This window comes from Ferribacterium limneticum (genome assembly GCF_020510625.1).
GTDB lineage: Bacteria > Pseudomonadota > Gammaproteobacteria > Burkholderiales > Rhodocyclaceae > Azonexus > Azonexus limneticus_A.
Window position 1 is genome coordinate 1159509 of the sequence record NZ_CP075191.1, and the last position, 13630, is coordinate 1173138.

The following is a 13630-nucleotide window of genomic DNA, read 5'->3' on the forward strand; positions in this document are numbered from 1 at the left end:
TTCAGTTTCGTCCGAGATTTCCGGTTGGAAGTGGGTTAGTTGTTGTCTCTATGGTCGTAGAAGTTCGTATTTTGCGAACGGCGAACCTGGCGCCGCTTGTGTATTTTGCTCAAATAAAAAGCGCCGGGATGTCCCGGCGCTTTGGTGTTGCCTTTGTTTCCGTTGCCGCTTAGGCCATTGCTTCGTACAGCGGCAGGGTCAGGAATTCCGGGTATTCCGGGGTCAGCGACATTTCGTCGAAGATGACGGCGGCCTGGTCGTAGCTGGCGGTGTCTTCGCCCTGGGCGGCGACGAATGCCTTCACCTTGACTAGTTCCTCGGCGATCATCGGGCGGACCATTTCGACGGTGACCTTGCGGCCGTCGTCGAGGATGCCCTTCGGCGAAACCACCCACTGCCAGACTTGTGAGCGGGAGATTTCGGCGGTGGCGGCGTCTTCCATCAGGTTGTGGATGGGCACGCAGCCGTTGCCGGCCAGCCAGGAACCGAGGTAGTGAATACCGACGTTGATGTTGTTGCGCAGGCCGGCTTCGGTGATCGGGGTGGTCGGGCGGAAGTCGAGCCACTGCTCGGGGCCGAACTTGCCTTCAACCTGCTTCTCGAACTGGTTCGGCTTGTCGCCGAGCACCTTGACGAACTCTTCCATGGCGATCGGCACGAGGCCCGGGTGAGCCACCCAGCCGCCGTCGAAACCGTCGTTGGCGTCGCGGGTCTTGTCGTGACGGATGCCGGCCAGTGCCTTTTCGTTGGCGACCGGGTCGTTCTTGATCGGGATCAGGGCCGACATGCCTCCCATGGCCGGCGCGCCGCGCTTGTGGCAAGCCTGCACCAAAGCGAGAGCGTAGCCGCGCATGAACGGCACTTCCATGGTGATGGCGCTGCGCTGGGCCAGGCAGAAGTCCTTGTTCTTCTTGAACTTCTTGATGCAGGAAAAGATGTAGTCCCAGCGACCGGCGTTCAGGCCGGCGGAGTGGTTGCGCAGTTCGTAGAGGATTTCTTCCATCTCGAACGTGGCGAGGATGGTTTCGATCAGCACGGTGGCCTTGATGGTGCCCTGCGGGATGCCGCAGTGGTCCTGGGCCATCACGAAGGCATCGTTCCACAGGCGGGCTTCGAGGTGGCTTTCCATCTTCGGCAGGTAGTAGAACGGGCCAGCACCGCGGGCGATTTGTTCCTTGGCGTTATGGAAGAAGACCAGGCCGAAGTCGAACAAGCCGCCGGACACGCGCTGACCATCGACCAGCATGTGCTTTTCGTCGAGGTGCCAGCCGCGCGGGCGGATCTGCAGGGTGGCGATCTTGTCGTTCAGCTTGTATTCCTTGCCGTTTTCGTTCTTGAACGACAGTTCGCGGCGGATGGCCTTGTAGAGGTTCATCTGGCCGACGATCTGGTTTTCCCAGTTTGGCGAGTTGGAGTCCTCGAAGTCAGTCATGTAGGAATCAGCGCCCGAGTTGAAGGCGTTGATGATCATCTTGGCTTCAACCGGACCGGTGATTTCGACGCGGCGGCATTGCAGGGCGGCCGGCACCGGGGCGACCTTCCAGTCGCCTTCACGGATTGCCTTGGTTTCCGGCAGGAAATCCGGCATTTCGCCGGCATCGATGCGCGCCTGGCGCTCGACGCGGGCCTTCAGCAGTTCCTGGCGACGGCCTTCGAAGGCACGGTGCAGCTTGGCAACCAGGGCCAGCGCGTCGTGGGTGAGAATGGTTTCGTAACCCGGCTTGATTTCGCCGGTGATTTGCACGCCTTGCGGAAGGTTGAGGGCCATGGAGAACTCCTGAGTGAAGGATGAATGGATGTTGCGCTGCAGCGAATTCTATGACTCTTCTATAAGACTTGAAAGCCGGATAGAATCAATTCATCTTTTACTTAAAGTATGAAATGGACCGCCTAAAACAGATCGAAGCCTTCGTTTTGGCCGCTACTCGGGGCAGTCTCTCGGCGGCGGCGCGCGTCGAGGGCGTCACGCCGGCCATCATCGGCCGTCGGCTCGACGCACTGGAAACGCGTCTGGGGGTCAAATTATTGCTGCGCACCACGCGCAAGCTGACCATCACTTTCGAGGGGCAGGCCTTTCTCGAAGATTGCCAGAAGACCCTGAACGATCTGGCCAATGCCGAGGCGGCGGTATCGCTCGGTAGCGTGCGGGCCAGCGGCCAGTTGCGGGTCTCGGCACCTTCCGGTTTCGGGCGGCAGCATGTCGCGCCGCTGGTCGGCGATTTCATGCTGGCCAACCCGGAAGTCCGGGTCAATCTGAACCTCAGTGACCGGCTGGTCGATCTGGTCAATGAGAACATCGACTGCGCCATCCGCATTGGCGAACTGACCGATTCCAGCCTGGTCAGCGTCCGTCTCGGTGAAATGCGGCGCATGGTCGTTGCCAGTCCGGCCTATCTGGTTGCCCACGGCGTGCCGCGCGAACCGGTCGATCTGTCCGGGCACAACTGTCTGTCGCTGGGCCAGCAGCGCGGCTGGTTATTCCGCGACCCGGCAAGCGGGGAGGTTCATACCTTGAAAGTGAACGGCACATTCGAATGCAATGATGGCGCGGTACTGCGCGAATGGGCCCTGGCCGGCCGTGGCCTAGCCTGGCGCTCGCTGTGGGAGGTTGGCCAGGATCTGAAAGAAGGTCGGCTGACCTCGGTGCTCGATGCCTGGCAAGCGCCACCGATGGGCATCTACGCCGTCTTTCCGCAACGCCGCCACCTGCCGCTGCGGGTCAGGCTTTTTATCGACCTGCTGAAGGAAACCTACAGCCGGCCGAGCTATTGGGAATTGCGCTGAGCGCCATGAAAACCCCTGTCTATCGTGGCCTCGGTATTCTTTGTGTCGTGCTCGGCGTCATCGGCGCGGTGCTACCTTTGTTGCCGACAACCCCTTTCCTGATCCTCGCCGCCTATTTCTTCGCCCGCTCACATCCCGAATGGGAAGCCCGGCTACTGGCGCATCCGATGGCCGGGCCAGCCATCCGGGCCTGGCGCGACCATGGCGCCATTCCGCTCTTCGCCAAGCGGCTGGCGACAGTCCTGATGGCCATCAGTGCCATCGGCGGCTGGTTCGGTCTGCCGGAGCCGTGGAGCTACGTGCCGCTGGTTTTTGCTATCGCGGTCTTAAGCTGGATGTGGTCGCGGCCTTCGGTTTGAGCGGCATTTCAATTTTGCTCATGTTTTCCGATTGCCCCTGGGGCCAGTCTTTGTTTTTATGGTCGTGGAAGCCGCTTCGCTGAAATGAAAAAGGCCGGCCCCTTGTGGGAGCCGGCCTTTATTGCTGCCAGGTAAGGCAGCAAGCTTAAGCGGTCAGTTCTTAGTGGAACTGTTCTTCTTCGGTCGAGCCGGTCAGCGCGGTGACGGAGGACTTGCCGCCCTGGATCACGGTGGTGACGTCGTCGAAGTAGCCGGTGCCGACTTCCTGCTGGTGCGAAACGAAGGTGTAGCCACGGTCGCGAGCAGCGAATTCCGGCTCCTGAACCTTCTCGACGTAGGCAGACATGCCGCGCTTTGCGTAGTCCTGGGCCAGGTCGAACATGTGGTACCACATGTTGTGGATGCCAGCCAGGGTGATGAACTGGTACTTGTAGCCCATGGCGCCCAGTTCCTTCTGGAACTTGGCGATGGTGGCGTCGTCCAGGTTCTTCTTCCAGTTGAAGGAAGGCGAACAGTTGTAGGCCAGCATCTTGCCCGGGTGAACCTTATGCACGGCTTCGGCGAACTTGCGGGCAAATTCCAGATCCGGCGTGCCGGTTTCGCACCACACCAGATCGGCGTAGTCAGCGTAAGCGATAGCGCGGGAGATGGCCTGGTCCAGACCCTTCTTGGTCTTGTAGAAGCCTTCGGCAGTACGCTCGCCAGTCAGGAACGGCTTGTCGTTCTCGTCGTAGTCAGAGGTCAGCAGGTCAGCAGCTTCGGCATCGGTACGGGCGATGACCAGGGTCGGCACGCCATAGACGTCAGCAGCCATACGGGCAGCGATCAGCTTCTGGATGGCTTCGGTGGTCGGAACCAGAACCTTGCCGCCCATGTGGCCGCACTTCTTGACGGAAGCCAGTTGGTCTTCCCAATGCACGCCGGCAGCGCCGGCGCGGATCATGGCCTTCATCAGTTCGTAGGCGTTCAGCACGCCGCCGAAACCGGCTTCAGCGTCAGCGACGATCGGCAGGTGGTATTCAACGTGACCAGCATCGCCGGCGTTGATGTTCTTGGACCACTGGATTTCGTCGGCGCGGTTGAAGGCATTGTTGATGCGCTCGACAACCTTCGGCACGGAGTCAACCGGGTACAGGGACTGGTCCGGGTACATGGCAGCGTATTCGTTGTTGTCGGCAGCAACTTGCCAGCCGGACAGGTAGATGGCCTTGATGCCAGCCTTGGCTTGCTGAACGGCTTGGCCGCCGGTCAGGGCGCCCAGGCAGTTGACGTAGGGGGTATTGTTGACCAGATCCCACAGCTTTTCGGCGCCACGGCGGGCCAGGGTGTGCTCAACCTGGAAAGAACCGCGCAGACGGACGACATCAGCAGCGGAGTAGCCGCGCTTGATGCCCTTCCAGCGGGGGTTTTCAGCCCAGTCTTTTTCGAGGGCGGCGATTTGCTGTTCGCGAGTGCTCATTGTGAATTCCTCAGAGATTTGGTTAGGGAACGGCGTTGAACCGGGTGCTTATGGTGCAGCGTCGATGGGGGAAAGTATAGTTATTTTTTTGCAGGGCAGCAATAGTCTTATATAAGACATAAGACAATATTTTTATTCTTTAAATCAGTGTGTTAGGCTTAGAATTTCACGATGCAAAACGCTGTTCGTGTTTGTGAAATGCAATGCACCATTTTTTCTGCCTTGAATTTTCGGCTTGCCCTGCGCCTTAAGTATTTCCTCTTATTGACGCTAGTCAAGAAGAGGTATTGAATTCGACAAATTTTGTAATTTTTGGCGCGTAAAATGGAAATTATTCGAAAACTTTACGACTGGAATGAGCGGACCTTCTGGAATTCTCTGACCAAGAAGCTGATGAGCTTTCTGCTGCTCTTCTTCATCGACGTCGGCTATCTTGGAATTTATATCCACCAGAAGGGTGTGATTGCTGCCGAAATCGGCAAGGCGGGTGTGGCAAAAGAGGTATTGCAACGGGTTTCGGATAGTTTGGATCAGGGCTTGCTGCTGATGATTGCGTTGACGGCTGTTGCCCTGTGCTGGAACGTGTTGCAGATCGTTTATATCCGCTACCTGATTCTTCGCCCAGTCCGCATGATCTCAACGATCTTCGATGAAATCGGCCGGGGGGAGGGCGACTTTTCGCGGAATCTGCCGACCATTACCCATGATGAGTTGCGCACGCTGGCTGAGGCCTATAACCGCTTCGCCGACAAGATGCGGGAAATCATCAGCGAAGTCCGCAAGATGAGCGTCAACATCGCCCGCGAGGCAGTCGTGGTGAAGAGAACAGTCGCGTCGACGGCAGAGCGTGCAGGCCGGCAGGGTGACATTGCCAGTGCGGTTTTTGGCGCCAGCACCGAGGCGATGCAGGCTATTCAGGAGGTGTCGAGTTCAACGGAGCTGATTTCCCATTCCACCGATGCCAACCTGGCGACTGCACGCTTGTCACTGAACGAAATGCATGAAATCGTCAGCAAGGTCCATCTGGTCAGCGACAAGCTGTCGACTTTCAACGCGACGGTTGATCATCTCGCGCAGCGCTCTGACAGCATCCGGCAGATTGCCGGGCTGATCAAGGATATCGCCGACCAGACCAACCTGCTGGCCCTGAATGCAGCGATCGAGGCGGCGCGGGCCGGCGAGATGGGGCGTGGTTTCGCGGTGGTGGCCGACGAGGTGCGCAAGCTGGCCGAGCGGGTGAATGTCGCGACGCAGGAGATCGGCGAGAATATCGGGGGCATGATCTCGCTGGTTCGTGAAACACAGAGCGAAAACGAGAGCATCAATCACGACATCAAGCAGACGCGCGTTGTGGTTGAGCGCTCTTCAACTGAATTCCAGCGCATGGTTGGCGATTTTGAGCGGACTGGCGACCAGTTGAATCAGATTGCCGCAGCAATGGAACAACTCACCGCAACCAATGGTCAGGTGCATGAGGCCGTAACCCAGGTCCATGACTTGTCGCTTGAGGTTTCAGGGAGCATGAAGGCTTCTGAGGAATCGGCGCAGACCCTGAGTCGGGCGACAGAAAGTGTTCAGGAACTGGTTTCTCGCTTCAAGATCGGGCGTGGTGCTTTCGACTACAACGTCGACCAGGCACGCAATTTCCGCGATGCGATCCAGCTGCACCTTGAGCAATTGGCCAACGAGGGCATCAACGTCTGGGACCAGAATTATCAGCCGCAGCCAAGAACCAATCCCCAGAAATATGAAGTCAGCTATTGCCGGGCCTTCGAGCAGCAGATCCAGCCGATTCTGGAGAGCGCGCTGGCCGGACTGCAGGGCGGCGCGTACGCCCTGATCATCGATACGCGTGGCTATGGCGCCATCCACAACCAGAAGCATTCACGTCCGCTGACCGGCAATTACGAGTCAGATTTGGTCGGTAACCGGACCCGACGTATCTGGGATGATGTCACCGGGCAGCGTGGCGCAAAAAATACCCTGCCGTTGCTGGTCCAGACTTACGCCCGTGATACTGGAGAAATACTCTCCGAGATCAACATGCCGATCATGGTCGCCGGGCGGCACTGGGGGGCGGTCAGGGTGGGCTGCGAAAGTGCGGTGTTGCTGCAGGGCTAATCGCCGCAGAGACAAAAAACCGGGGAATTCCCCGGTTTTGTTTTTTAGGTCAGGGATTTGCCTGAAACAAGGACGCCGTCTTCGTCGGCGTAGAGGTATTCGCCCGGATTGAAAGTGACCCCGCCGAAGGTGACAGCGACGTTCTTGTCGCCAACGCCCTTCTTGAGCGTCTTCTGCGGATGGGTGTTGAGGGCGCGAACGCCGATGTCGATGCCGGTGATATCGCCAGAGTCGCGGATGCAGCCATAAACCACCACGCCTTCCCAGCCATTCTTGTTGGCCAGGATGGCCAGCTGGTCGCCGACCAGGGCGCAACGCAGCGAGCCGCCACCATCAATGACCAGTACCTTGCCCTTGCCGTCTTCGCCGAAAACTTCGCGGACCAGCGAGTTGTCCTCGAAAATCTTCAGCGTGACGATCTGGCCGGAGAAGCTGGTGCGGCCGCCGTAACGCTGGAACATCGGGGCAACGACACGAACGGTCTTTCCGAGTTCGGATTCGAATTCATCACAAAGGTCAGGGGTCTTGAAGGTCATGCTGGAATCCTTGAAATAAAAAAGCCGTGCAATCTTGCACGGCTTTTGGGGTGGATGGCAATCGTTCAGACGACGACTTCGGTCTTTTCTTCCTCGAAATCGAGTCTGATCTTGCCGTCCTTGTCGAGGTCGACGGTGACTCGTCCGCCGTTCGACAGCTTGCCAAACAGCAGTTCGTCAGCCAGGGCCGAGCGGATGGTGTCCTGAATCAGGCGTGCCATCGGACGGGCGCCCATCAGGGGATCAAAGCCCTTCTCGGCCAGCATTTTCTTCACTGACTCACTGAAGTGCGCCTCGACTTTCTTCTCATGCAGTTGTTCTTCAAGCTGCATCAGGAACTTGTCGACGACGCGCAGGATGACCTCATGATCAAGCGGTGCAAACGAGATCGTCGCATCCAGCCGGTTACGGAACTCCGGCGTGAACAGACGCTTGATCTCGGCCATCTCGTCACCGGTCTGCTTGTTGGCGGTGAAACCCATGCTCGATTTTTGCAGGTCGGCCGCACCCGCGTTGGTGGTCATGATGATCACCACATTGCGGAAATCCGCCTTGCGACCGTTGTTATCGGTCAGCGTGCCGTGATCCATGACCTGCAGCAGAATATTGAAGATGTCAGGGTGAGCTTTCTCGATTTCGTCGAGCAGCAGCACACAGTATGGCTTCTTCGTCACCGCTTCAGTCAGCAGACCCCCCTGGTCAAAACCGACATAGCCCGGCGGGGCGCCGATCAACCGTGAAACGGCATGACGCTCCATGTATTCGGACATATCGAAGCGCTGCAGTTCGATACCAAGGCAGTAGGCCAGTTGCTTGGCGACTTCTGTCTTGCCGACACCGGTCGGGCCGCTGAACAGGAAGGAGCCGATCGGCTTGCCGGGATTGCCGAGCCCGGAACGGGCCATCTTGATCGCCTTGGCCAGCGCATCGATCGCTTTCTCCTGGCCGAAGACGACGGCCTTCAGGTCGCGGTCGAGATTTTTCAGTGCGCCGCGATCATCAAGCGTCACATGCTGCGACGGGATGCGCGCGATCTTGGCGACAATCTCCTCGATGTCCGTTTTGTTGATCACCTTCTTCTGCTTCGACTTCGGCAGGATGCGCTGGGCAGCACCCGCCTCGTCGATGACATCAATGGCCTTGTCCGGCAGGTGGCGGTCGGTGATATAGCGTGCCGACAGTTCGGCTGCAGACGAAATGGCCGTCGCCGAGTACTTGATGCCATGGTGCGCCTCGAAACGGGCTTTCAGACCCTTGAGGATTTCCACGGTTTCGGCGACTGACGGCTCATTGACATCGATCTTCTGGAAGCGGCGGGACAGGGCGCTGTCCTTCTCGAAGATGCCGCGGAACTCGGTGTAGGTGGTCGCCCCGATACATTTCATTTGCCCTGACGACAAGGCTGGCTTGAGCAGGTTGGATGCATCCAGCGTACCGCCCGAAGCCGAGCCGGCACCGATCAGGGTATGGATTTCGTCGATGAACAGGATGGCGTGCGGATTGTCCTGCAACGCCTTCAAAACACCCTTCAGGCGCTGCTCGAAGTCACCGCGGTACTTGGTGCCGGCCAGCAGCGACCCCATGTCCAGCGCGTAGACGTTGGCCTTCGCCAGAATTTCCGGGACTTCGCCTTCAACGACCTTGCGAGCCAGGCCTTCGGCGATGGCAGTCTTGCCGACACCGGCTTCGCCCACCAGAAGCGGATTGTTCTTGCGGCGACGGCACAGGGTCTGGATAACGCGTTCCAGTTCCTTGTCGCGGCCAATCAACGGGTCGATCTTGCCCTGGATGGCCAAGGCATTGAGGTTGATGGTGTATTGCTCCAGCGGGCCGGCTTCTGCCTTTTCTCCCTCGGTTTCAACCTCACCTTCCTGGGTGGCCTTTGGCTGCTGCGGAACCTTGCTGATGCCATGCGAAATGAAATTCACGACATCCAGCCGGGTGACTCCCTGCTTTTGCAGGAAATAGACGGCGTGCGAATCCTTTTCGCCATAAATGGCGACCAGCACGTTGGCGCCATTCACTTCTTTTTTGCCGGAAGACTGCACGTGCAGGATGGCGCGCTGGATGACGCGCTGGAAGCCCAGTGTCGGCTGGGTATCAATATCGTCCTCGCCCGAGACGGTCGGCGTGTGCTCGTCGATGAAGTTGGTCAAATCCTTGCGCAGGGTGTCGGGTTTCGCCCCGCAGGCGCGCAGTGCGTCAGCGGCGGAGGGATTATCGATCAGTGCCAGCAGGAGATGTTCAACAGTGATGAATTCGTGACGCTTCTGGCGCGCCTCGACGAAGGCCATGTGCAGGCTGACTTCGAGTTCCTGGGCGATCATCAGTTTTCCTCCATGATGCAGGCAAGTGGGTGTTGGTGCTGGCGGGCAAATGCAGAGACTTGTTCAACTTTGGTCGCAGCAATATCTCGCGGGAATATCCCGCATACGCCACGACCTTCGTTGTGAACTTTGAGCATGATTCGCGTCGCTTGTTCAGTGTCCAGAGAAAAAAACCGCTGCAGAACGGTGATGACGAAATCCATCGGTGTGTAATCGTCGTTCAGCAACACCACCTTGTACATCTTTGGCGGCCCCAGCCTGCTGCGCTGCGCCTCAAGCTGTCCGCCTTCCTGATACTTCGTAGCCATGCGTTCGATTCTATACAGTCCGTCTCATTCTGCAATACAAAATATGGGGGTCAAATGCCGGATATCCAGATCACCACAGGCGATTTTGTTGCCAGAGTATTGCTGCAGTGCGACATCGAAACTTGTTGACGACATAATTCAACGGGCGTAGAAAGCCATTGTGTTTGAATTAAAGCTGCATAAAGGTTGCCATGTGCGCCAGTGCATTTAGATTCAAACAGGGAGTCGGGGAGACCCGTAAATTTGTTAGTTTTTTGTATGAAAGTTGCAAACATGGCAATCGGTACTGTCAAGTGGTTCAATGATTCCAAGGGTTTCGGTTTTATCACTCCTGATGATGGCAGCGAAGATCTTTTCGCACATTTCTCCGCCATCAACATGAATGGTTTCAAGACCCTGAAGGAAGGTCAAAAGGTTTCCTTCGATGTCGTGCAAGGCCCCAAGGGCAAGCAGGCTTCCAACATCCAGAGCGCCTAAGCACCGGATAAAAATATCAAAGCCCGCCTGGTTTCAGGCGGGCTTTTTTTATTTGGGGTGCCTGAAATTGATCAGGCGACGGTGATTTCGTCCAGGCGCCGATCACCTGTGTTGTCGATCCAGGCGACCGACAATTTATCGCCGGTTTTGATGCCGCGGGCCTTGAAGGTGAATAGCGGATTCTTGGAGATCGAGGTATTCAACTGTCCGTCAATGATGGGCTTGCCATTCAAATTGACCGTAAAAGTCTGGATGAAGTTGATTGCCAAGGTTTGACCCTTGTCGTCCTTGCGTTGTCCGGTTTCCATCGGATGTTGCATCAGGATGCGGATGTCGGTGATTTCACCTTGATTTTGGGCGCGAATCTTGATTTGGTCTGCCATCGTTAGCCCCCACATCCGCCAAGTGTGACCTTGATCTCGCGGAAAGCCACGTAGGACTTCCCATCGCTGTTCTTGGCCACAGCCCTGATGCGCGTGGTTTCGGAGAGTTTGAGTTGCGCCCGGACATAAGGAAGTACCGGGCCGGAAAATTCGATGGCCGAACACATTGGCATCGGGTTCTTGTCAGCAAATATCGCCAGGCTGCGCGTGTTGGCGATATTGCTGCTGATTTCCACTTCAACCTTGGCACCGTTTTCGGCAATTTCGGGAGCGTTGATAGTGATGTCTCGCGAGTCGGCCGCGTTGGCGCTACCGTAGGCTTTCAGTGCTTCGCTGACGTTGCGGGCGGAGAACGCGTTCTTGTTCCAGTCCGCAGCAAGCACGCTGGTCGGGATCAGCAAGCCCGTACCCAGCAGTGGCGAGAGAAGGGCAGCCGAGGCGCCGCCTTTGAGAAATTTTCTGCGCAGTTCGATCATGTCGTTCAGTGAGAATTATTCGGCGACCCAGTGGCCGGATTTTCCGCCGGTCTTTTCCAGCAGGCGAATGTTTTCGATACGCATGCCGCGGTCAACGGCTTTTGCCATGTCGTAAATGGTGAGCAGTCCGACCGAGGTTGCAGTCAGTGCTTCCATTTCGACACCGGTCCGGCCGAAGCATTCGGCGGTGACTTCGCAATGCACGGCGCTTTGGGCTTCATCGATGGAGAATTCTGCAGCGACGCGGGTCAAGGCGATCGGGTGGCAAAGCGGGATCAGATCACCGGTGCGTTTCGACGCCTGAATGGCGGCGATGCGGGCAATGCCCAGGACGTCGCCTTTCTTGGCAGAGCCGGCGCGGATCAGGGCTAGCGTTTCCGGTTTCATGAAAATGCTGCCGGCGGCACGGGCAACGCGAGCGGTTTCCGCCTTGTTGCCGACGTCGACCATGTGCGCCTGGCCGGCGCTGTCGAAATGAGTCAGGTTCTGGTTTTTCACGGGGAGTTACGAATGGTTACGATCCGCCGAATGGCGTTTTTCGTGGCTGCGATATCATAGCACCATGCCTCTGAACCAACGATTCATCGCCGCTATCCTGGCCTGTGCGCTGGCCTTGCAGCCTTTGCGCGCCGATGAATTACCGGAATTGGGGGATGTGGCGAGCAACGACTTGTCCGTGAGTACGGAGAAGAAAATTGGCCAGCAGATCATGCATGAAATCCGCTGGCGCGAGCCATCCTATCTGGATGATGCAGATATTGAGGCCTACCTAAATCAGTTGGGGGGGCGTCTGGCCGCGGTGAGTAGCGACCCTGGCTTCGGCTTCTACTTTTTTCCGATCAACGATTCAAACATCAATGCCTTCGCCATGCCGGGCGGCTATATCGGTGTGCATACCGGCCTGATTGCCTCGGCCCAAACTGAGTCAGAGCTCGCCGGTGTGCTCGGGCATGAAATTTCGCACGTGACGCAGCGGCATATTGCGCGCCAGGTGTTTCAGTCAAAACAGATTGGCATGGCGTCGATGGTCGCCATGGCGTTGGCGTTGTTGGCGGCGCGCTCGAGTGGTCAGGTGGCCGGGGCGGCGATCGCGACGACGCAGGCCGGGGCGATTTCGGCCCAGTTGGCTTTTTCCCGGGATTTTGAGCGTGAAGCGGACCGCCAGGGTTTTGACATCCTGCGCAAGTCAGGCTTCGATGTTCGCGGGATGGGGGTTTTCTTCGAACGCCTGCAAAAAACCGTGCGCCTGTATGAGAACAATGCAACGGCCTATCTTCGCACCCACCCGCTGACTGGCGAGCGCCTGACCGATATGCAGAATCGCGAGCAGGCAGTTCCTTATCGCCAGGTCGCAGATAGCGTCGATTTTCAGTTGGTCCGTGCCAAGGTCCGGGCCATGCAGGGCAGGCCGGATGATGCAATCAAGGATCTGGAAAACCTGCTCCGCGAGAAGAAGTTTGCCTCCGAAGCGGCAATTCGCTATGGCTTGGCGTTTGCCCATTTTCGGGCGCGTAACTGGGGGCGGGCTGAACAGGAAATCGATGCGGTCCGCCGTTTGAAGGTTTCGGCCGCCATGCTGGAGCACCTGAGGGCCGACGTGAAGATCGCTCAAGGAGATGTCGCCGCCGGACTGGGCTTCTATCGCGATGGAATGGTTCGTTTTCCGCTGAATCAGGGCTTGTCCTACGGCTATGGGCTGGCTTTGATTGGTGCCAGACGGTTCGACGATTCGCTGCGCTTTGCTGAAAATCAGCTGCGCAATTACCCGGAAGATGTTCGGCTACACAAGATGCGGGCCGAAAGTTATGCCGGTCTTGGCCGCAAGGCCATGCAGCATTTGGCCCTTTCCGAGGTGTTTGCCTTGCAGGGGCAGACTGCCGGAGCAATTGAGCAACTGCAACTGGCCCAGAAGGCGGGAGATGCGAATTTCTATGAAATGTCCTCGATTGACGCCCGGCTGCGTCAGTTGAAGCTTCGGCAGATTGAGGAGCTCAAGGAAAAACGTGGGTTTTAGGGGTAAAATCGATTTCCTGTCCCATTTGCTGAATGACCATGGAATTTGATCGCGATCTTGATGTTAAAGGGCTGAACTGCCCGCTGCCTATCCTGCGTACCAAGAAGACGCTCGCTGAGATGGAGTCTGGCCAGGTTCTACGCGTACTGGCCACCGATCCTGGGTCACTGAAGGATTTTCCCGCTTTTGCCAAGCAGACTGGTAACGAACTGCTTGAACAGAAAGAAGAGAATCGCGTCTTCGAGTATTACCTGAAGCGCAAATAAGCACCGAACTCATCGCATTTTTCGAGGACAGGCGGGCGCCGGCAGGCGAACCCGCCGCTTGGTATTTCGAAGGCCTGATTGAGTGCCTTGAGGTCCGCGATGAAGCCTCGCTTGCTGCAG

Annotated in this window: 14 protein-coding genes; 6 read left to right on the plus strand and 8 right to left on the minus strand. The window is 57.5% G+C overall.

Going from position 1 to position 13630, the window contains the following annotated elements; genetic code table 11:
• Positions 1–169 precede the first annotated feature (169 nt).
• Positions 170–1768: a malate synthase A gene (gene aceB / locus KI617_RS05570; RefSeq protein WP_226451031.1), complete on the minus strand. Its 1599-nt coding sequence runs from the start codon at positions 1766–1768 to the stop codon at positions 170–172.
• 113 nt (positions 1769–1881) lie between these two features.
• Between aceB and KI617_RS05575 the strand changes: the two genes are divergently transcribed.
• Positions 1882–2784 (plus strand): LysR family transcriptional regulator, encoded by a 903-nt coding sequence (locus KI617_RS05575; RefSeq protein WP_226451032.1) that lies wholly within the window; start codon positions 1882–1884, stop codon positions 2782–2784.
• Between the two features lie 5 nt (positions 2785–2789).
• A complete protein-coding gene (locus KI617_RS05580; RefSeq protein ID WP_226451033.1) occupies positions 2790–3143 on the plus strand; it encodes a YbaN family protein in 354 nt (117 codons plus the stop codon).
• A 160-nt stretch (positions 3144–3303) separates the two neighbouring features.
• Here KI617_RS05580 and aceA read toward each other — a convergent pair whose 3' ends face one another.
• Complete coding sequence (gene aceA / locus KI617_RS05585) at positions 3304–4602, minus strand: isocitrate lyase (protein ID WP_117608162.1); 1299 nt, start codon at positions 4600–4602, stop codon at positions 3304–3306.
• A 324-nt stretch (positions 4603–4926) separates the two neighbouring features.
• Between aceA and KI617_RS05590 the strand changes: the two genes are divergently transcribed.
• Positions 4927–6723 (plus strand): methyl-accepting chemotaxis protein, encoded by a 1797-nt coding sequence (locus KI617_RS05590; RefSeq protein ID WP_226451034.1) that lies wholly within the window; start codon positions 4927–4929, stop codon positions 6721–6723.
• Positions 6724–6767: 44 nt separating this feature from the next.
• Here the strand turns inward: KI617_RS05590 and rraA are convergent, their stop codons facing one another.
• The 3 genes from rraA to clpS form a co-directional block, all read right to left on the minus strand.
• Positions 6768–7259 carry a ribonuclease E activity regulator RraA gene (gene rraA / locus KI617_RS05595; protein WP_226451035.1) on the minus strand — a complete coding sequence of 164 codons (492 nt, stop codon included), beginning with the start codon at positions 7257–7259 and terminating at the stop codon, positions 6768–6770.
• A gap of 65 nt (positions 7260–7324) precedes the next feature.
• Positions 7325–9586: an ATP-dependent Clp protease ATP-binding subunit ClpA gene (gene clpA / locus KI617_RS05600; RefSeq protein ID WP_226451036.1), complete on the minus strand. Its 2262-nt coding sequence runs from the start codon at positions 9584–9586 to the stop codon at positions 7325–7327.
• On the minus strand, positions 9586–9894 hold the full coding sequence (gene clpS / locus KI617_RS05605) for an ATP-dependent Clp protease adapter ClpS (protein WP_226451037.1): 309 nt from the start codon (positions 9892–9894) through the stop codon (positions 9586–9588). Before clpS ends, clpA begins: the two co-directional genes overlap by 1 nt.
• Positions 9895–10167: 273 nt before the next feature.
• Between clpS and KI617_RS05610 the strand changes: the two genes are divergently transcribed.
• On the plus strand, positions 10168–10371 hold the full coding sequence (locus KI617_RS05610) for a cold-shock protein (RefSeq protein ID WP_041225119.1): 204 nt from the start codon (positions 10168–10170) through the stop codon (positions 10369–10371).
• A gap of 71 nt (positions 10372–10442) precedes the next feature.
• On the opposite strand, the gene soxZ is transcribed toward KI617_RS05610, so the two are convergent.
• From soxZ to moaC, 3 genes are read right to left on the minus strand one after another with little or no spacing between them, the layout of a single operon-like run.
• Positions 10443–10754, minus strand: a complete 312-nt coding sequence (soxZ, locus tag KI617_RS05615) for a thiosulfate oxidation carrier complex protein SoxZ (RefSeq protein WP_226451038.1) — start codon at positions 10752–10754, stop codon at positions 10443–10445.
• A gap of 2 nt (positions 10755–10756) precedes the next feature.
• A complete protein-coding gene (soxY, locus tag KI617_RS05620; RefSeq protein ID WP_226451039.1) occupies positions 10757–11230 on the minus strand; it encodes a thiosulfate oxidation carrier protein SoxY in 474 nt (157 codons plus the stop codon).
• A gap of 15 nt (positions 11231–11245) precedes the next feature.
• The gene (gene moaC / locus KI617_RS05625) at positions 11246–11680 is read right to left on the minus strand and encodes a cyclic pyranopterin monophosphate synthase MoaC (RefSeq protein ID WP_404826812.1); all 435 of its coding nucleotides are present in this window, start codon (positions 11678–11680) and stop codon (positions 11246–11248) included.
• Positions 11681–11792: 112 nt separating this feature from the next.
• Between moaC and KI617_RS05630 the strand changes: the two genes are divergently transcribed.
• Complete coding sequence (locus KI617_RS05630) at positions 11793–13244, plus strand: M48 family metalloprotease (protein ID WP_226451041.1); 1452 nt, start codon at positions 11793–11795, stop codon at positions 13242–13244.
• A gap of 38 nt (positions 13245–13282) precedes the next feature.
• Entirely contained in the window at positions 13283–13510 is a 228-nt protein-coding gene (locus KI617_RS05635; RefSeq protein WP_226451042.1) for a sulfurtransferase TusA family protein, read from the plus strand.
• Positions 13511–13630: the final 120 nt, after the last annotated feature.